Origin of the sequence: Priestia sp. JV24 (genome assembly GCF_025910025.1) — a bacterium.
GTDB lineage: Bacteria > Bacillota > Bacilli > Bacillales > Bacillaceae_H > Priestia > Priestia megaterium.
The window spans coordinates 1-19,569 of record NZ_JAPCIN010000046.1; the positions used below are offsets into that span (position 1 = coordinate 1).

23 protein-coding genes and 1 tRNA gene are annotated in these 19,569 nt (G+C 31.9%); 10 read left to right on the top strand and 14 right to left on the bottom strand.

Annotated elements, in window-relative coordinates:
- Nucleotides 1-91: 91 nt before the first annotated feature.
- Nucleotides 92-658 (bottom strand): sigma factor-like helix-turn-helix DNA-binding protein, encoded by a 567-nt coding sequence (locus tag OK414_RS28685; RefSeq protein WP_263046236.1) that lies wholly within the window; start codon nt 656-658, stop codon nt 92-94.
- Between the two features lie 272 nt (nt 659-930).
- Here OK414_RS28685 and OK414_RS28690 point away from each other — a divergent pair, with 272 nt between their 5' ends.
- Nucleotides 931-1,233: a hypothetical protein gene (locus OK414_RS28690; protein ID WP_263046237.1), complete on the top strand. Its 303-nt coding sequence runs from the start codon at nt 931-933 to the stop codon at nt 1,231-1,233.
- Nucleotides 1,234-1,294: 61 nt separating this feature from the next.
- On the opposite strand, the gene OK414_RS28695 is transcribed toward OK414_RS28690, so the two are convergent.
- From OK414_RS28695 to OK414_RS28705, 3 genes are all read right to left on the bottom strand, one after another.
- A complete protein-coding gene (locus OK414_RS28695; RefSeq protein WP_263046238.1) occupies nt 1,295-1,627 on the bottom strand; it encodes a hypothetical protein in 333 nt (110 codons plus the stop codon).
- Between the two features lie 33 nt (nt 1,628-1,660).
- Complete coding sequence (locus OK414_RS28700; protein WP_394514681.1) at nt 1,661-2,587, bottom strand: S8 family peptidase; 927 nt, start codon at nt 2,585-2,587, stop codon at nt 1,661-1,663.
- 78 nt (nt 2,588-2,665) lie between these two features.
- Nucleotides 2,666-2,911: a glutaredoxin family protein gene (locus OK414_RS28705; protein ID WP_263046240.1), complete on the bottom strand. Its 246-nt coding sequence runs from the start codon at nt 2,909-2,911 to the stop codon at nt 2,666-2,668.
- A gap of 232 nt (nt 2,912-3,143) precedes the next feature.
- Here OK414_RS28705 and OK414_RS28710 point away from each other — a divergent pair, with 232 nt between their 5' ends.
- The 6 genes from OK414_RS28710 to OK414_RS28735 all read left to right on the top strand — a co-directional run bounded on the left by OK414_RS28710 (nt 3,144) and on the right by OK414_RS28735 (nt 8,239).
- The gene (locus tag OK414_RS28710) at nt 3,144-3,356 is read left to right on the top strand and encodes a hypothetical protein (protein WP_263046241.1); all 213 of its coding nucleotides are present in this window, start codon (nt 3,144-3,146) and stop codon (nt 3,354-3,356) included.
- Between the two features lie 189 nt (nt 3,357-3,545).
- Entirely contained in the window at nt 3,546-4,244 is a 699-nt protein-coding gene (locus tag OK414_RS28715) for a hypothetical protein (protein ID WP_263046242.1), read from the top strand.
- A gap of 507 nt (nt 4,245-4,751) precedes the next feature.
- Nucleotides 4,752-5,087 carry a hypothetical protein gene (locus OK414_RS28720; RefSeq protein WP_263046243.1) on the top strand — a complete coding sequence of 112 codons (336 nt, stop codon included), beginning with the start codon at nt 4,752-4,754 and terminating at the stop codon, nt 5,085-5,087.
- 127 nt (nt 5,088-5,214) lie between these two features.
- On the top strand, nt 5,215-7,185 hold the full coding sequence (locus OK414_RS28725; protein WP_263046244.1) for a DUF1430 domain-containing protein: 1,971 nt from the start codon (nt 5,215-5,217) through the stop codon (nt 7,183-7,185).
- Nucleotides 7,182-7,790 carry an ATP-binding cassette domain-containing protein gene (locus OK414_RS28730; RefSeq protein ID WP_263046245.1) on the top strand — a complete coding sequence of 203 codons (609 nt, stop codon included), beginning with the start codon at nt 7,182-7,184 and terminating at the stop codon, nt 7,788-7,790. The genes OK414_RS28725 and OK414_RS28730 overlap by 4 nt, the downstream gene beginning before the upstream one ends.
- Nucleotides 7,787-8,239, top strand: coding sequence for a hypothetical protein (locus OK414_RS28735; protein WP_263046246.1), 453 nt, complete (start codon nt 7,787-7,789; stop codon nt 8,237-8,239). The genes OK414_RS28730 and OK414_RS28735 overlap by 4 nt, the downstream gene beginning before the upstream one ends.
- A 349-nt stretch (nt 8,240-8,588) precedes the next feature.
- Here the strand turns inward: OK414_RS28735 and OK414_RS28740 are convergent, their stop codons facing one another.
- The 7 genes from OK414_RS28740 to OK414_RS28770 form a co-directional block, all read right to left on the bottom strand.
- Complete coding sequence (locus OK414_RS28740; RefSeq protein ID WP_394514675.1) at nt 8,589-9,125, bottom strand: AAA family ATPase; 537 nt, start codon at nt 9,123-9,125, stop codon at nt 8,589-8,591.
- A gap of 177 nt (nt 9,126-9,302) precedes the next feature.
- The gene (locus tag OK414_RS28745; protein WP_263046227.1) at nt 9,303-9,608 is read right to left on the bottom strand and encodes a hypothetical protein; all 306 of its coding nucleotides are present in this window, start codon (nt 9,606-9,608) and stop codon (nt 9,303-9,305) included.
- 81 nt (nt 9,609-9,689) lie between these two features.
- Nucleotides 9,690-10,259: a GNAT family N-acetyltransferase gene (locus tag OK414_RS28750; RefSeq protein WP_263046228.1), complete on the bottom strand. Its 570-nt coding sequence runs from the start codon at nt 10,257-10,259 to the stop codon at nt 9,690-9,692.
- 73 nt (nt 10,260-10,332) lie between these two features.
- Nucleotides 10,333-10,896 carry a histidine phosphatase family protein gene (locus tag OK414_RS28755; protein ID WP_263046229.1) on the bottom strand — a complete coding sequence of 188 codons (564 nt, stop codon included), beginning with the start codon at nt 10,894-10,896 and terminating at the stop codon, nt 10,333-10,335.
- A 210-nt stretch (nt 10,897-11,106) separates the two neighbouring features.
- Nucleotides 11,107-11,370, bottom strand: coding sequence for an AbrB/MazE/SpoVT family DNA-binding domain-containing protein (locus OK414_RS28760; RefSeq protein WP_317620605.1), 264 nt, complete (start codon nt 11,368-11,370; stop codon nt 11,107-11,109).
- A 788-nt stretch (nt 11,371-12,158) separates the two neighbouring features.
- On the bottom strand, nt 12,159-12,287 hold the full coding sequence (locus tag OK414_RS28765) for a hypothetical protein (protein WP_264363565.1): 129 nt from the start codon (nt 12,285-12,287) through the stop codon (nt 12,159-12,161).
- 977 nt (nt 12,288-13,264) lie between these two features.
- Entirely contained in the window at nt 13,265-15,235 is a 1,971-nt protein-coding gene (locus OK414_RS28770; RefSeq protein WP_263046230.1) for a primase C-terminal domain-containing protein, read from the bottom strand.
- 599 nt (nt 15,236-15,834) lie between these two features.
- On the opposite strand from OK414_RS28770, the gene OK414_RS28775 reads away from it, so the two are divergent.
- The 3 genes from OK414_RS28775 (at nt 15,835) to OK414_RS28785 (ending at nt 17,680) form a co-directional block, all read left to right on the top strand.
- Complete coding sequence (locus OK414_RS28775; RefSeq protein WP_263046231.1) at nt 15,835-16,398, top strand: hypothetical protein; 564 nt, start codon at nt 15,835-15,837, stop codon at nt 16,396-16,398.
- Between the two features lie 269 nt (nt 16,399-16,667).
- Nucleotides 16,668-16,943 carry a DUF5839 family protein gene (locus OK414_RS28780; protein ID WP_263046232.1) on the top strand — a complete coding sequence of 92 codons (276 nt, stop codon included), beginning with the start codon at nt 16,668-16,670 and terminating at the stop codon, nt 16,941-16,943.
- Nucleotides 16,944-17,452: 509 nt separating this feature from the next.
- The gene (locus tag OK414_RS28785; protein WP_057275154.1) at nt 17,453-17,680 is read left to right on the top strand and encodes a helix-turn-helix domain-containing protein; all 228 of its coding nucleotides are present in this window, start codon (nt 17,453-17,455) and stop codon (nt 17,678-17,680) included.
- A gap of 223 nt (nt 17,681-17,903) precedes the next feature.
- On the opposite strand, the gene OK414_RS28790 is transcribed toward OK414_RS28785, so the two are convergent.
- The 3 genes from OK414_RS28790 to OK414_RS28800 form a co-directional block, all read right to left on the bottom strand.
- Nucleotides 17,904-18,611, bottom strand: coding sequence for an N-acetylmuramoyl-L-alanine amidase (locus OK414_RS28790; protein WP_263046233.1), 708 nt, complete (start codon nt 18,609-18,611; stop codon nt 17,904-17,906).
- A gap of 42 nt (nt 18,612-18,653) precedes the next feature.
- On the bottom strand, nt 18,654-19,208 hold the full coding sequence (locus OK414_RS28795; protein ID WP_263046234.1) for an N-acetylmuramoyl-L-alanine amidase family protein: 555 nt from the start codon (nt 19,206-19,208) through the stop codon (nt 18,654-18,656).
- 41 nt (nt 19,209-19,249) lie between these two features.
- Nucleotides 19,250-19,320, bottom strand: a tRNA-Cys gene (locus OK414_RS28800).
- Nucleotides 19,321-19,569: the final 249 nt, after the last annotated feature.

The following is a 19,569-nucleotide window of genomic DNA, read 5'->3' on the forward strand; positions in this document are numbered from 1 at the left end:
GATTTCTTCTGCCATATTCAAATATAATTCAGAATTAGTTTGCATAAGCGTACAGTTTCCTCCCTCATAATGATTAATTTTCTGCTTTTTACTAAAAAAAGGATCTTAACTTTCGAATGGCTTTTCGATGTGTATTGCAGACATTTTGAGTAGTTGAATTAGTTAATTTTGCAATTTCAGCATTCGTTAAATTTTCAACGTATATATATTCTAAAATGTTAAATTGATTTTTTGTAAGACTTTTAAGACCTCTAAGTAAATTTTGATTTTCAATAAGATTATCAAGGGACTCTCCTTCTTCAAGAGGAATTTGTGGTTGAGGATCTACTAAATAATCTTTTCTAGTTGATTCATGCTCATCTCCCAGGGGTTGATCTAGAGTTAATAAAAAACGAGTATTTAGTTTACGAATTCGTTTATCGTAATCGATCGAGAAGAATTTAATTAAACTGCTGTAGAATTTAATGTTTCTAACTTCTTGAAAGTGCTTCTTAAATGCTTGATCTACTTCTAATTGATTTTGTTTAGTTGGATATAGAATGTATTTAATGAGAGGTTCATAGTTTTTATCATCTTTGAGAAATCCTTTGATAATAGGTTTTTCCAGGGATTTTTCATGTTTCTCAAAAAATTGTTGAATTATTTGCTGCTTGTTCATTGCACACATTCCTTTCTAGAAGTTTTAGTAAAACTTACTTATAAAAAAGCTATACCTCACTAAGTGAAACCAACTATACCATTATAAACCATAATAAGAACAAATGTTCCTACTTTAATATTTTTTAATAATTCAGATTAATATACAGATATAAGATTCATATTGGAAAAACATTAGGTACTTGTTATTATTTTCTTTAATGCTTTGGTTGTAACCGTCATACTGACTGAATTTTTATGTATAATTTGGTAAGGTAGGAAAGGGGGGATATTATGAATAGTCAAATCCAAAAAGAGAAAAAAATGGGTAAACCTATTGTTTTGACGGTTTGCTTGATTGTAGCTACGATCATTGTCTTTCTAATCTCTCGAACATTCCCAAATATGGAGCTATGGATTAGTATTGTTTTATTGTCAATAATAGACATTGGATTTATAATCTCTTTAATTTTAGGAGTTCGTACTAAAAAAACGAGTGTAGTATGGTTTAGTATCTTAGCCAATGGTGTATTCTTTATTCTTTTAACCATTCTCATTTTCTTATTAGCAGTTGCAAATGGTATTTCAGAGCCTTAAAAAGTAAATTTAGTAAACAATAAGAAAAAGAAGGCCTTCTTATAAGAAGGCCTTCTTTTCCTTACTTAGTATTTAATTCATTACAAAGTAATGCTGTTACCTTATTTTCATTCTCATAAATTCTACAAAATGAGGAGATCCCCAAAGAGAATAGTTCTTTCAGTAAATAAGAATGTAGAGAATCAATTGCCCAAACAATAATAGGAAAAATGAATTGTTCAATACTGGAGGCTTTTATTTCCTTGCCATTCTCTTCTCTTAATTTTTCTTTAATTAAATAGATAGTTTCAGCAGGAAGTCCTTTTTGTTTAGCATAGATTTGATCAAATATTATTTTATTATCATTTATAGATAATGAATCTTTAATAAGTCTTAGCTTTAGTTGTGCATCCACATATAGCACCCTCTTCAGAAATAAATATCTCATTTATTTTAATTGAATAAATCCATTTCCCACTTGGTTTATAGAGAATTCTTCCAACTTAAGCGAGTGTATTAATAAATAGTCATATACATACATGGGGATTAAATGATGTTCAACTGACTCTAATGTTTTAATAATGAGGGCTGCCGCACCGGCTACAAATGGTGCTGCCATTGATGTACCAGTTAATTCTACATAATCACTGTTTAAATGAGTAGAAAGTACATTTTCTCCTGGACCAACAAAATCTAAGTTTACATTTGTATTAGAGAATTTAGAAGGTATCTGATTTTCTGAAATAGATCCAATTTGAATAACTTCTTTATAGAATCCAGGGTATGAAACTTCCACAGTGTCGCTGTTTCCATCTCCTTCATTTCCAGCTGCAGCTATTAATACAATTCCTTTTGAACGGGCATACTTTATTGCTCTGTGAAGTTCATCGCTTGTTTCTTTTCCACCCAACGATATATTCATTACACTAACTTTTTTACCTTTTGGCCCTATCCAATCAGCAGCATACTTAATTCCTTTAATTAAACTTTCAAAACTACCTCTACCTTTATGGTCAATTACCTTTAAAATTAGCAACTGACTCTTAGGAGCAACCCCCACAACCCCTTTTCCACTATCTGTAGCAGCAATAATTCCAGAAACGTGTGTACCGTGACCAAAATAATCTTTATACACTTCCGGATTACTATCATCGTCCTCTGTAAAATTATATCCACCAATAATATTATTTTTTAAATCTGGGTGGTCTACCTGAATTCCACTATCTAAGACTGCTATCACAATTCCCGACCCTTGATTAGTAGTATTCCATATCTCACGTGCTCTAATCTGATCCAAATTATCTGGAATGATACTAAGTGCCTTAAATCTGTCCAAAATTTTAATAGGTTTTAACACAAGTCCATCCTTAATCAAGCTCATCTCCTCCTTAATAAGTTAAATGTGGAAAGGAAGAAAATTATAATGAAAAAAACCGATATAATCGGCTTTTTTTCATTGGAATGTATTTTCAAATCTTTGTTCATTAAATCCAATAATCTCTTCTTTTTCTCCAGTTAAAGTGTTTTCGATTACAGTGAATGGAATCGCTGTAATTCCACGCTGTACAAGTTCGTCTGATACTTCTTTCTTTTCAGTATTTAAAGCCTCGAATGGGATATTATTCTTTGTAAACCAAGCTTTTAAATTTTTGCAATGCCCACAATAATCATTAAAATATAAAGTTACTTTTTTATTCATTTAATACACTCCCTTATTTGATTTCCATTAAATAAGTGGAAGAATATTAAGAATATAAACCTCTTATATGATGTTTCTTATAAAATAATTTAATTAACAGCTACGTTTTTTTTTAGGTCCGATAAAAACTTTTAATTACTCTCATTGATTTATTTTTTTTATTTTATTTCACTTATAAATACAGGTACTAGTCCTACTCAGATAAGACCTATTAATTAATGAGGTGAAAGATGTGAATACAATTGAAAATAAATTTAAAAGATACAATGAAATTAAAATGGATCTTTTAAAGATGGCCAAATGTCTTGACTACTGTGATGAATCGCAAAAAGAAATGTACCAAAACATTTGCGTTGAGTATTCTAAAGAATTAAAAGACATGAAAAAGTCATTAGAATTACTATATGATGTAAGCATTTGTAGATGTTGTTTTGAAGATAAATAATTATTGATAGTGTTCTTTTAGTAAGTAAAGATGCTTGAATACCTTCATTTCCCCTAAGTAGCAGGGGATTTTTTTATTCCTAAAAATATTTTCATTACATTGGTTTATATTTAGTTACTTTAATCACTTGTATAGGTGTAAGCAGAAAACATCATTTTGCTTAAATTAATCTTAAAAGGAGAAGATAATATGGTTATTAAAGGACGCGTAGCAAAAGCACCAGAAATTGAGGCACATTCATTAGATGTCTTAGAACAACCAGACGTAAAGAAGGCTATTGCTTATTTAGAAGGCAAAGTACAAATTAATGAGCAATATGAGTTTACTACGTTTAATAGTGAATATTACGATGAAGAGACAGGGGTGGTTGTTGAACAAACAACTACCTACGTAAAATTAAGTGAAGAAGCTCATCTTCGTGTCATTGCAACAAAAGCTAAAGATGGAAATGAGATTTTTAACGTAGCAGCGATTTACATTGGGGAAAAAAATGAGATCCCTCGAGTATTTACAGTAAGCTTTGAAAAAGGAGAAATCTTGTATGAAGTAGATCGAGCATATGATGCAGAAGAGTTTGAAATTCCACAAGAGGAATCTGATATTGAGCCTCATATTGCTTATCTTGATTGTGTATGGGGAGGCTCCTGTTGTACATTAAGTGGAAAAAAATATAAATGGTGTGGAGCTGGATGTGGATCGGGCACACCGATTAACTCTTTAGATACATGCTGCAAATGGCACGACAATTGTTATAAAACTAATACTAGTTATCCTGGTCGTTGCGGATGTGACCGTGTTTTAAATGCATGTGCTGATGGCACAGGTGTATCTGGAGCTGGTACGTTGATTGCTGCCTTTATTGCTAAAATGGCTTGGAAAGGCTGCTAAAATAAAAAATGAGAAGCACGCGATGTGCTTCTCATTTTTTGTTTTAAACCTTACCCGACTGCTCTTTTACTTCTCCGGCTCAGCTTCCTTACAAATTTCATAAATGGCTCTAACTAGCTACATAAAGCTTGTATTAATGCGGTAACGCTAACGAGGTAGATACTATTTAATAACCGAAGTAGATGTCATTTAGAAACTATGTAGGTACTACGGTAGAGCTGCACATGAATTTTTAATGTAACCATCTTTTTACCCCCACAATTCTGCTGCTTCTTCTACTCCTATAATTTCATTTAAATTACAAAAAGACCAATTAAATAGGTCTTTTAATATTAATCTTAGTAATCAGAAAAAATACAATTTTATCAATTTTTTTACATTATCATGTAGGATTTTGAATTTTTATGTCAAATATCTATAATTCGAGGCGTTCTTATACTACATAATCCAAGAAATATAGGTTTTTAGAAGGATAAGACGTCAAAAAAATATATTGGAGGTAATTTTATGAAAAAAGTATTGATTGGTGCTACTGTAGCTTTAAGTCTATTAGCTTCATCTACATCTGCATTTGCAGCAGAGAAAGCTTACTCTAGTAGTGGTAAAAGTTTCAATAAAAGTTGGGAAGCATACGGAAGTGGTACTAACTGGGTAATAGAATATGGATATAATACTGCAGCAATAAATGAGGATTACACTCATACTAAGCATAGCACTACAAGCCATACTGCGATTGTTAAAAATGCTAATGGGCAGTACTCTGATAATGATACAAAAGGAAACTGGGCGGGGATAGAGGTTACACATAGTGGATCTTCTATTGTTTACAAGATTGTTTATTAATAATATGGTAATATTTATAAGTAACAAGGAGTTTTTTGAAGCTTATAAAAAATAACGGGAAATAATATATTGATTTTTAATATTAAATAAAATCATAAAGTCAACAATGTATTACGGGGGGATTTTTTTGAAAACAATTAAGTATATCATTAGTTTGTGTATTATCTTTATCGGTATACTAATTATTGGAGAAAGTCATATCTTTCGTTTAAATAATTTTTATACTGATTTTGATAATACAACATTATATTTGCAAAAAGATACAAATGATGTAGAAATGGCTAATGACATACTTAATTCGGCAAAGAGCAATGATGTAGAGGTATTTACCTTTATAAAATCTCCCCGTAGTATTTTTCTTAACGAATATGTTATATATGGAACCTCAAATGTAAAGAGTTATATAAATAAGAATTTAGACATTTCGGAAAGGAAGTATACTAGTCTATTCTTAGGTGACGTTGATTTTAAGTTTAAGGATTTAAAGAGTATAACAAGTTTTAAAGACGTTCATAACTTCTACATTATCGGTAAGCCAAACAGCGTTCATCAATTCAAGATGGACCTAATTGATAAGTATGCAGGTAATCATCCTCAAAAAGGATTCATTAGTAACGAATTAAGAAACACGGCAATATGCATATGGTTACTTATCATAGGCGTTACTTTACTATTAACCTATTACGATACTATACTTCAAAAAAAAGAGAATCTTATTAGAGTAACTATGGGGGAAAGTATACATAAGATTATTTGGAAAAATATCTTGTTGGATTCATTATTTTATCTATCTACGTTTGGAGTAATACTTTACATATTATCAAAATATACTCATGTATTTTATCAGTTCAAAATCTCGCTTATTTTATTTTTCTTATTAATCATTTTAAATGCACTTATTTATTTCAACTTATATTTCTACAATTTAAAAGAAGCTTTTTCTAATACCAGCTCTTCAAAAAAATTATTATCACTGAATTATGGATTAAAGTTAATAACAATAATAATTACTGTTTTTATTATTTCTAGTAATATTTCGCTTATTCTTCAGGCTTATGATCTTTATAAACAAAAGCCTTTTTTTGAGAGCTATTCTAACTATAATTACACTCGGTTGGAATATAGACTTATAGAAAATAAAGATGGAACTATTACTGATAGTCAACAAGATGGAATTGTACAAGAGAAATTTTATAGACAATTCTTCAAAAAATTCAATGCGACTTTGTTGACAAATATATCCGATTTATTAGATACGAATGGTGTTTTAGCAAATAAAAATGCTTTTAAATATCTATCACACCAAATAAAAGAACTCAAAAGTTCAAATCTAGATAAAGACATATACTTTTTAATACCTAAAAAACTATCCAATAACATTGAAATAATTAGTCAACTAAAGAATGCAATAAATTTTTATGAAGGAGAAGGTTTCGCTTATAACTATGATGTAATTTATTATGAAGACAATATAAATATCATTAACATTGATGAGAATTATACATACGGAAGCCAATTGGTGGAGAACCCTGTTATTATTTATAACAATGTTAATAGGGATAAACTTAAGAGTCCAATTAGTAAAGATACTCAAAATGTAAACTATGTACACGACATTATGTACGATATATCAAATAAAGAATTTAATAACTTTATAAAACAAAACAATTTGCAGGGACAAATCGTAAGCAAAACTAACGTAATGGATAGTTACAACAAAAATTGGAATAATGCTAAACGTGTTCTATATATTAATTTGGTTTTCACTATCTTGGTCTTAATTTTAGAATTTATAGTTATCACGTCAATAATAAAGCTAGAATATGAAGTTAACTCAATAGAACTTTCCATAAAAAAAGTCCTTGGATACAGTATGATAGAAAAAAACAAAAAAATTATTTTGATCACATTCATAACTACCATAATAAGTATTATATCAACCCTTATTGCAGCCAGTATCTTACAATTAGATAAAACTTTTTACCTTGCTATTGGAGGTACAGTAATTCTAGTTTTAGAACTATTAGTTATTGCCTTCTATATATACAAAATCGAACGTAGTAAAATTCAAAAAATATTGAAAGGAGGAAACCTATGATTGAAATAAAAAATTTGGTTAAGAAATTTGATAATAAGGTTTTATTTTCAAACCTTAATTTAGTTATAAATGATGGAGATTTTGTTATATTTTCAGGTCCTAGTGGATGTGGTAAAACGACTTTACTCAATATGGTTGGGGCGATAGAGAAGTTAGATAAGGGAGAAATAATTGTTGATGGAGTAGATGTTACTCAAAAAAAAAATCACTTAAATTACTTTAGGACAAAAATAGGCTTTCTATTTCAAAATTTTGCTTTAGTTGATAATAAAACAGTTAAAGAAAATTTAAAACTAGTTCGTAAAAATGCCAAGACTGATTTGTCCATAGAAAAGGCCTTACAAATTGTAGGTCTAGAAGAAAAGTTAAACCAGAAGGTATATACTCTTTCCGGAGGAGAGCAACAAAGGGTTGCTTTGGCAAGACTAATGTTAAAAAAATGCGATATCATACTGGCTGATGAACCAACAGGTTCCCTCGATAAAAAGAATGCAGAAATTGTGCTAGATATTTTAAAAAAGCTTAACGAACAAGGGAAAACCATAATACTTGTTACTCATGATGAAGAAATAAAAAAACAAGGTAGTAGGTTGGTGGATTTATGAAAAAATTCAAAAAAAGATATTTTTTTCTGATTATCGTATTAATATTTGGCATTTGGAATTTAAGTTGGTACGCAATAACAACTATAAAATATAACAAGTATGTAGAAGCTATTCCTAAAAACAAATGGGGTCTACATTTTATAGAAAAAGATGATGGTTATATTTATAGCGTAAAAAAGCCTGGCTATTTAAGCTTTACAGGAAATCTAGCAGTTGCTAATAATGATAAGCAGGAAATGCTAATTGTTTGGCCTTTAATAACTGGAGGATATGAATACGGGTTTAGATTGCAGAAGGATGGCTTAGCATATGAAATTTACGTTGATGAAAATTTAAAACCTATTAGTAAAGATGCAACTAATCAAGTTTCTATTCAAAAAGTAGAGGAATATAAAGATGAATTAGAAGCCTTACGTTCTAAAGCCGATAAAATGTGGGATTTAAATTAATTCAATAATTTTTACATAATAATAATTCTTTGTCATTTATAAAATTAAGCTGCATTGATGTACCATATCTTTAAGCTAAAAGAAGAAATCACTGTCCCTTAATAGTAATTTCTTCTTTTTTATAATGTATATAATATTCATTTCTTGTTTACATAATAATGATTATGTTTAGCTTTGCTTCCCGCCATATCGTTAAGTAAGATCAAACATACTTTATTAAAAATAGTTATACCTTTTACACACTTTGTAGAAAAATCTCCTATTTGTCGTCAGGTAGAGTAAAGGATAAAACATTTATTATTTATGAAATACTTCTCTATTTACTCAATGCAAAATGGATTATAAGATTTTAGTAGTGATTGTTCTTAATCAATATACTTTCGATTTCATTAGTATCTTTTGAAATTATTACCTTATCATCAAAATCACTTAACATTTCTAATATTTCCGGCTTACTTTTATTTTCAAAATATGAATTCCACTCAAACATCTTTTTAAATATAAAAAAAGAGGGTTTATAGTTCGCTTTTTCAATACCAACCTTTTGTAAAAAGAATCTTTTTACTATCCGAATATTCCGTTTTGAATAACTTGTATCTAGAAAAATAATCAAATCTGCATTCTTAAAACTTTGAAAAACCCACTTATGATGAACCCCTTCTACAATCCAAGACTCGGAACTGATTATAGTGTTTAAATATTGATCTCTTTCCTCTTCACTTCTCCTAATATCTCCTGTTTTAGCTCTTTTCCAAACAACATTGTCTAGCTCATAAGATGGGATATTTAGTTGTGAAGACAATTTTTTTGCTAATGTTGTCTTTCCACTTCCGACGGAACCTATAATATGTATTTTATAGGAAGATTTAATTTTCAAAGATATCACCACTTAACAAATAGTTATAAAATAGAACTTCTTCATACAGCCGTTATATCCCTTTACAACACCTAAATTACAGTAGATAATACTGTATAACCTATACATTAGTAGTCAACATAAAACGGATTCTCGAAATATAAAAAAGGCTGCCATATATAGCATACCTTTTTGTCCTTGATGATCTTAATTTTTAGAGTATAACCATGGAATAGCCGGTGGAATCCCTGCCTCTGGTAATAGATAAATAAATACGAAAAATAGACATATAAGTACTCCAAACCCCGTCACCAATAGGGAGAGGGTAATTTTATCTCTTTTAATAAGTCCATATAATCCTAGTAGAGTACTTAGTATACCTAAAGACAACTCAAATAAAGCTGGTGGATATACAGAATAATGATTGATTATAGATGCTCTCCAGGAATCAAAAACTGTAATGAATAGGATAAAGACAATTTGTAATGCTAAACCTGTATATGGGACACGCATGATGCTTCTCCTTACTTGTTTTCCAAAATTATATACTATTTCCTTACTTTACATAAGGTCCATTATCGGAATTTATATAGATTAATTAGACTTTATAACCCTGGCATAAATACATGTATCTCTTAAAGTCGCTCCATCAGCAGATACCTTATCGTTCTCCAAAATCCCCTCCAGTTTAAACCCCAATTTTCCTGGAATAGCGCGACTTCTGGTATTCCTCGGGTCACATCTAATCTCCAGTCTTTTAGCTCCTAACTCTTCTAAAGCAAAGTTAACAATTCCCTCAACTGCTTCTTTCATATAGCCTTTCTTACTAAATCGAGAATTGATCCAATACCCAATCTCAAATTTTGGTACACTCCAATTGATACGATGTAAACCAGAAGATCCAATAAATTCCCCAGTTTCTCTTAAAAAGATATGAAGTCTTAAATCTTCTCTCTGTAAAAACTCTGTATATGATTTTCGGATGTTTATTTCTACCTCTTCCTCAGTCTGATCTTTTCGAGCAAAGGCCATCCAACGTCTTAGGTCTTCAATAGATTCATTTATAGCTTGAAATACCACTTGTCCATCACCTGGCATAGGCATACGTATAAAAAGCCTCTCAGTGTAAAACTCTGAAGGAAAATCTAATAACACTGGGTTCATATAAACACTCCCTAACATTTTTACCAATTGTTTTCTACAATCAGATATTAACTCCTAGTTACCATAATGTTCCTTATAGGAATTCATTAATTAATACCCTTGAAACAGCCTTTAAATCATTGTCTTCAAAAGATAACTTATAGATATCGGGCATCTGTAAGTTCTTCCAAAAATCAAAGTCATATCTTGTATTAAAATAATTCATGATAAGCACCATAATATTTCCATGTGTCCCGACTACGATATTTTTTCCTTTATACCTCTCTAAAATTTTAAAAATACATGCTATTCCTCTTTGCTGAGCTACCCTATTGGACTCTCCTCCTTTTAAACAAAAGTAGGGATCTTCCCAAACTTTTGTAATAGCCGTCTCAAAATCGTCTATCGGGTAGGAACAAAGTTTTCTTTCCCTTAGTTCAAATTCTATTTCAATTTCTAAATTAAAGTGATTAGCCACCCCTTCAATTGTTTGAAAAGCTCGTTTATATGGACTTGAAATAGCAATATGTATATCCTCATCTTTAAGTAGATTAGTAATATGTTTAGAATCTAAAAATCCTTTTTCGGATAAAGGTCTTCCCATTTCATCTGGTGTATAAATTGAATGAGCATGACGAACTAAATATAGGTTTGTCATATCCTTCTTCCCCCCTTAGCTTGTATATATTATACATCCTTAGTTAACATAATTGAGATTCGCGGAACACATGAAAAACGCCATCCCTTGGCGCTCAAGGGATGGCATTCCATCAAAATTTATCGTTTATGCATCTTTTTATACATCGTTGATTTAACAAGGTTTTGACGGTTTAACAAATAGCTCATACTGTATATAAACCTGTATAAATTAACCCTCTAAAGCCAAGTCTTTTTGGTGCTCACAAATCTCATTGAATAAGATTTCTGCGCCTAAAGGACTTAATACCAAACCATTGGCATACCTACGATTTTGGGGTGTAATATCTCCTGTAATAGCACATCTATAAAATTCTTCATATTTTTCAATTTTGATATGATCGTCTTCTAAAGAAATCTCTAAATGATCGGCTATGTCTATGTTAAGTATTTTTCGTAATTCAATCGGAATAACAACACGCCCTACCGCATCCAATTTTCTAACAATACCTGTTCATTTCATATTCTCCTCTTCTTGTTGCTATATATAAATCCAATAAGACACTTGTACACATATTAACTTTTATAATAAGCAAAAGCATGTTCTCATTAAATTCACCCATTGAATTTTGGATTTCATTTATCTCTGGTAATCTCATTTTTAAAACTCAAAGCAACAGTCATATATATTATTCAATACGTTCATATGTCCTTGTATCACCAAAGAAATTATCCCATATCAATTTTTATTGAAAGGTGTCCTCCTCCATTAATCCCTTAATAAATTGATTCATCGTTTCCATTACTTCTGTACATTTTTCTACCGTCTGAATGTTAAAGCGAACGGGATTCTCTAACTCTATTTCTCTATCTGTTTGTGCTTGAAATAAAGTGAGTATTTCAAGCTGACCTTTTAAAAATCCTTAACGGGACACCTTCTTTTTCCTATCCAATTCATCTACTTTTTTAAACGTAATTGGATCTACTTTTAGAATTTAAATTCCCATTTTACCTAACCTCTCTTTTCTAGTAGTTCTCTCTCCCCTAAAAGAAAGAAGAGCATAAGGGGTTTCTGCTATCACATAGGGTGATAGGCTAGGCAAAGCCTAGCGAAACCGTGATATCAAGAAAAAGCTCTTCATGTCCCTTTTGAGTCCCCTTTTCACTCTTTAACACCGTTTTTTTAGGCCGAATATTTACCTTTTAATTCCATTTATTCACCATAGTCCCTTTTGGGTCCCCCTTCATTCTTTCACTTCATGACCAAATCCTGTTTTTTTTCGTTCAAATTTTCCAGCTTTTCTTGCAAGCTTTTTTGTTTATCTCCGTAGAGCTGAATCGTTTCATCACTTGATCGAAGAACATTTTTTTCATGGCAATTTGAGACTTTGTATCAGCTTTTTTAGCTTTCACTTGGTACCTCATATCACGTTGCAACTCATTCATGCTATAGAGAGGAGAATTCCAAATCATCACCTTTATTGCTTGGATAATCAGATTTCCTATCGTAACAAACTTCTAACGAGTATTTACCAGATATGTTTTCTGTCCCTAATAGCTTTGTCTGAAATCTAATAAAAACCCACTCCAACCTCACACCGCATCTACGAAATACTGAGTACAAGCGTACCCTTTACGTCTGTATACATATTTTGAATATGGTAAAAGGTAAAGAATACAACGAAAGTGTCTTTCTATCCAAACGCCTACCAGTGGCTACAGAACAAACTTAATCGCCTATGTAACAGTAAACTAACTAGCCACCCTAAGTAGAGATAGTTAACATCTTATTTACAGGCTCGTTATCTCTTTATTTGATGGTTATTTGACAGATTAGTTTATCTACATATTTCCTGTATAGATAACACCCTCGGCCGCCACGATAAATATCTAATCCAAAATAGGAGTAAAAAAAGAATGTATCCAATAGGAACATGATTACTAACGTAATCAAAGTTACCTATAAGGAAAGTATCTTGAAAAATTCAGTAATTTTATTGCTTAATTTCATTATGCTCATCCATCCCTAGATCATTAAGGGATTTTCAATGGTTCTGGCTTAATACTTAACAAAAGTTTTATTACATAGACCTTTAAGGTGACATTTTTTAGAATAACCTCATCGTAAACCCTTATAAGTATTGGTATTAACCTAGCTCTTAAACTTCATGAAACCTACACCCATATATTTGACCATATATATCACAAAATATTCAATCATACATGGTATATATCTTTACTAATAATTTGATTGAATCGCAATAACAATTGCCTTTATTTCGTTATTTGTATACACTATCTTTGACTATTCTGTAAGGGGAATAGTTAACTTCGTGAGTGGAATCAAGAAGAGATTTTATATCTTTTCTTGATTCTTTTTTTTACAGAAATTAATCATCTGTCTTCATGAAAAGTTTGAACTGATTCAAACTAGAATTTAGATCAAAAACAGAATGGTTGTTATAGTGTTTGCGTTTTTGGCGTGCAGATTGCTCACGTTCAATTTCAGCTAATTTAGTCTCCACTAACTCTCGATCTACTACCCTAGCAGCCTTCAATTCGTCCTCTAATTCCATACCTACATGTGATAATGTAATGTCACCTAAACCTTCAATTTCTTCAACAAACTGTGTAATCTGATCAGAACGATAATTCGCAAATAAACCCTTCATCGTGCCGAAAAGATACTTCAAGAAACTTTCGTCTCCCTGGAAGTCTCCTGCAATCATCGAACCTTTGTTCTCAACAGTTAACCCAACAGCATCCACGGCTAAGCGTATATAGTCGTCAGTAGCTGCAATAGAATGATAGGTAATACCAAAGGCCTTGGAAGCAAGTTGAATCTTGCCCCAGGCACGGAAGATAAAACGCCCGTCTACAAAACCACGGTTGTAAAGAGCACTAACAAACGCAATAGGCACGTTCCCGGGGATAGGCGCAGGCTTAGAAAGAGTAGAAGACGTAGGTACCATAACAGGTGTTAACGTTTCTTTTGGAAGAGCTAAGCTAGAACCTGTAGAGAGAGATAGAGCCGTCCCCCCCACCACCGTATCTTTAATTGTATTTGAATTGAACCCATTAATTTTAGAAGTATGGTCATTCTCTTTTTTTGACGCTTCAGATTGCGTTCTACGAGCTTTTACTTCATCAATGATAGTTAACTCTGTTGAAGCACCTCTTCCTTTACCAGAGACCTTTTTCGAAAGGATTTCTTGTTCTTCTAATCTAGCAACCACTTTTTTAAACGTGGCGTAAGGGATTTTCTTCTTAGCATCCGCACTTGAAGTGATTTGATCCGCAATGTCGCGCTGTGAACCAGATACTTGTCCTCCTTGCGCACGGATAAATGCTAAGACATCCCCTTCCCACTCTTCGATATGACTGTATGTACGCTCTTCACGTGGTTTCGCTTCTTCCCAAATCACATAGCTAAATAACATGCCTGATAACTCGCGAATTTTTTTCGCAGCTGGAGCATGGAAACGACCATTATAAGCACTTTTAACTTTGCGTTTCACCTCAATTTGACGCATGTGAGGCGTGTTTTTTTGATTCCAGTTATGTAAGTATTGCTCTGCTTGTTTTTCACTATATCCAGCAGCCTTATAAGCAAGCGCAAGTGTATAGCAAGCCGTATCACGTTGACCTTTGTTTACACCTTCTAGGATCTTTTGAACAGCAGGATGTTTTAAAAGAGATTCATAGCCTCTGCAGAATCCTTTTTTGTATGTATGTACGTCTTGTTGATCTTGTTCTTGTACTAGTTGGAACCACTCGCATAGTTCGTCAAACGATACACGTTCTTGTGAATGAAAGACTGTATTTTCATCTGTTGGTAAACGGAATAAACGCTCAGGACCCACAGCATATACATCTCCGCGAATCATTTCAGCAATACATGTCTGAATACGGCTATAATGTGCATTTAGCTTATCTGAAGACCGTTTTGGCTGTTCTAAAAACCAATGAACATGAAACCCTTTTGATGGAGTCTGAACGATTAAAGAAGGCATTGGAAGCCCTGCTTGTGTAATGGACTCTTGCACATCTGGAAGAGTCATCCCCTCGTTCCCATCGTTTTTTGCATCAATATCAATCGACATCGCATTGATCCACCGTAGCGTACTTAAACGACGTAGATCATTCCGATAAAACGTATTTGGCGTAAAGTATGTATAGTCTTTGCTGACATTAAACAACGAGCCATATGTACGAACGGCTTTTGTTGTCTCTTTCGTAAAGTCTTTTGATACGAATACCCAGCCTAGCGTTTTGCTATAGCCTGTTTGTTGTTTTTCAGATTGTTTTTTAGACTTCTCCGTTAACTGATCTTTAAAAAGTTGTTTCGCTACACTCAACATCGTGCATTTCCTCCTTTGGAAATGCAAAAAGCGCTGTTTACCGTTGGTTAGGTAAACAGCGCTTTTGAAAGAGAAAGCGAAAACGACTAAAAGTCAGAAATTTTACACTTTTACACTTTTACACTTTCTTGCTTATCTGTTATTGAATATCAAAATGATATGTAGTAAAATCATGTTAAACTACTTTTTAAAAAAGTAGGATTATTTTGATATTTATATAATATAAGATAAGTAGAAAGCTCAAGCAGCCATGTTTACCGTAGGGCTATTACGGTGGACGATTTAAGAAGATTTCTCAGGTCTTCTTAAATCGCTTGGGCTTTTTGCTTTATCCGATCATTTTGTTTTGTTACATCTATCATACTCTATTTCAAAAAAATTTCAAGACGAACCATAAAAAGCCAACTATTTTCTCAGAAAATTAGTTTACAATATTTGTCAACAAATATTTTTTTCTAGTGCTTTAGTAACCACGAGCGCTTTTTTATATACTCTATTATAGAACATGCGTTCCTTAATTTCAATTTGAATTCTCAAAAAATACAGGAAACCCGAAAAATAAGATAGAATATTTAAAGATATAAAAAGGAGGATATCATATGCATAATGACACATCACAAGAAAAAGCCTACTGGTCTAAAGAAGCTGCTGCAATGCTAAATATAGCTACTCCTACCTTAAGAAAATATTGTAATCTTATGGAGTCTCATGGATATGTTTTTATTCGCAATGCTCATAATCAACGAGCATTTATTCAGCGTGATATCATTGTCATGAAAAACATTCAAGAATTATTTAGAACGAAAGATATCTCTGTAGAACAGGCTATTAAAACGGTTGTCAGCGAACTACCAACTAACCAATTAACCCCATCCGTTACAGTTCTGGAAAACGAAGATTTAGACTTAAAACAGGTCATGGCAGAAATAGACGAGATAAAACAGGACAATGAACAACTAAAAAACACTCTAGAAGAATTCAAAAAGTTGATGATCGATCAACAAGAACAAATTATCCAACAACAAAAATACATAGCTGCATCTATTGAGAAAAGAGATCATCATATCACACAGCTTTTACAACAGTCTATAGAGAAGAAAAAGGAGAAAAAAACCAACTGGCTACAACGAATAGCGCGCATATCACCCCGTGATACAGATTAAAACAAGGTATTTTTTTGACCTTTCATATATCACTAGTGATACTAGTTTAACTTGAGTTGAACATTTTTTGTTGTTTTTAATATGTTTTTAGAACATAATATAAAAACGCATACGATTTTATGTTATAAGTTCAACTCAAGTTAACTTACAGGTGTTACATGGTCTGCTTATTGAAAATATACACCGTTACAAGAAGTGTACAAACGCTAAAAAAAGGTTAATGGTATACTATATTCAAATACATATATTGAGAAGGGCGGGAAAAAGCAGTGGACAATAATACAATTTATGCATTTCATATCACAAAAAGAAAAGGCGATATTTTAAAACTCAATACATCAAAGCTTTATAGCTGGCATATCCCAAAGGAATTACGAGATAACCCGATTCAAAAAGGCGATATTGTTTTAGTAGATGCTGCAGGCGCTCAATCTAAAGTATTAGTAATGGATGTATTTAGAGAAGAATTCGAAGAGACTAATAGAAAATATAAAAAAGTAATAGCAGTAATTGAAAGGGCTCCAAAACAGCAGCCCGTTAATTAATAATGTTTTAATAGACTTGCCTTACATTAAAATTCTCCAAATATATATTCATATCCGCAACAAAGACCGCCCATTACTTATCATTGTATAAGGCGGTCTTAACTATATTCATGCTATATGATTATGACAAAAATATCGACATTATTCTAAGTTAGTCACTTTAAAAAGACTATCTACATATGTACGATAAATTGGATTATATTACATCGTTGGTCTATACGTACCTTTTGAGCTTTTCGACTTTTTATTTTCCTTCATACACGATTCTTTCTTTCAGAATGACCTCTAACAACCGTTTCCCCTCTGACGTTAAATAGACACCTTTTCGAGCTAATAAAGAGATAGCTAATTCTTTTGTCAATTCATTCACTCCATTCGTGATGTTTTTTAATGACGTCTTAATAAAGTATATAGCTTGTAGCTTGTACATTATGTCTAAAAGTTTAGACTCGAAGATTATAATTTTTGGAAGACTGGAAAGAATGAATGCTAATAAAGGAGGGTTTTTTATGCCTTGGTGGAAAAATCCGAAGCGTTCAAAATTTGGTAAATGGTTAGATCGGAATGGTGTGAATCAGAAAGACTTTGCAAAAGATAGTAATGTTTCTAGGGCTACAGTTTCAAAACTTTGTAATGATAAAAATTATGTACCAAGCGCAAATGTACTAAAAAAAGTTATGAAGTTAGCTCGTACAATAGATAAAAGTAAAAAAACAGATGATTTTTTTAATATTTAAAATTCACAATAATAAAAGTACCTAATATTGTTGATACTAAATTTTTTTTATGAATTATACAAAAGTTAAAACATATGAGGCAAAGAACTAACACTCTTTTACCTCTTTACATTGTTAATGAAGCAAGTAACTTTATGGATAAAGCTTAACCATGATATTTTATTTCTAATGTTCAAGCGACGTCAAAAAAGCCGTTAACTGGATAACGACTGAGACAGATTTCTTAAATTATCGGAATAATGATATGTTGACCAATTTGTAGCGTAGTTGGCTCAACTTCAGGATTTGCATATTGAAGTTGCCGAACCGTAATATTATATTTTTTTGCAATACTATAGAACGTATCATTAGCTTGAACCACATATGAAATGCTCTCTTTTGAAGGTAAATCTAAGCATTTAGCAATTCCACGTGCATGTGCCTCTCCTACTTCGTGGAGGAAACTTTCTTTCTTTAGCTTCTCAGCATCTGTAAGTGTATCAATAAACAGATTCTCTGTTAAAACAGCTGACATGGTCGTTTCACGAAGTACTGCATAATTAGCATTCTTTAGTCCACGATCTACTATAGCTCCATATTCTCTTATTGATTCTATAATTTCTGTATGAAGAGCTCTTTGTACAATTGTTGTTTGATTTAAACCAGGGGTTGGATAAGTATAAGTTTCAAAACCTGTACCTCCTCCGGCATTAACATGTATAGAAACAAAAATGTCTGCTCCCCAAGAATTTGCTCGTTTTGCACGCTCAGATAGCGAGACAAAAACATCTGTTAATCGCGTCAGTCCAACTTCAACATTTTGATAATTTTGTTCCAAATATGATTGAGTATACAGTACTAGCTGTAGTGTAACATCCTTTTCTCTTAAGTTATTTCCTACTGCACCTGAATCAAATCCTCCATGCCCTGCATCTAGCCATACTTTTTTCATGTGAATTTCTCCTTTCAAATATAATCTAGAAAGGTCACTGGATTATATTTTTTCAAAACCTAAAAATCCCCCAATTCCTACTGCGTATGCTTCACCTAATTCCTTTAAGAATCTTTCATCATTTAATAATTTAAAATCATCATTAATACACAAATGTTTGAAAAGTATGGTCGGCATAGATACTTTTTGTAACATTTCATGATTCGCTTTCCTTAAATGGCTACCTGCTATATTTAGTTGTTTCCTAGTTAATATTTTGTTAATTTCATTGTGCAAACACTGCTGAAGTTCTTGATTTATTTTGAGCGCTTCTAGACCAATAAAACTTTCAACTCCTACCCCATTACTTCGGTTTAGATGAATAGAAATAAACACATTAGCTTTGAAACGCTTAGCTATCTTAAGTCTCTCTTTTAATTTAACAGTTACATCATTTTCTCTAGTTAATCTCACTCTAATTGCATATTGTTGTCTTAAAAAATCCATTGCATAAAGAGCTATTTTTAGTGTAATATCTTTTTCTCTAAGTTTGCTTTTTATTGATGTATCACCATAATCTTCTCCACCATGACCTGGATCTAGAACAATTTTATACATGTAAATTACATCACCCTTTTAAAAGGATTTCTTTAATATTAAGGTGACAGCCGGATTTGAACCGGCGATCAGGGTTTTGCAGACCCGTGCCTTACCACTTGGCTATGCCACCATGCTATAAATAATTAAGTGTGATTAGATAGCAAAAATAAACCTTTATATTAAAAAAGTTGACCGTTTGGCAACTTTTTTAATAATAATCGTCATTTAATAAAACATCGAAGAAACCAGGAGTTTCATCAAATTTGTTACTAAATACTTTTTCGACAATTTTCAGGCGTATTTCTTGTGCTAAATCCTCTCGTTCTTCCGGTTTTGTTCTACTTGAATTTTTATAAATATGTCCTTCAAATTGATTAAT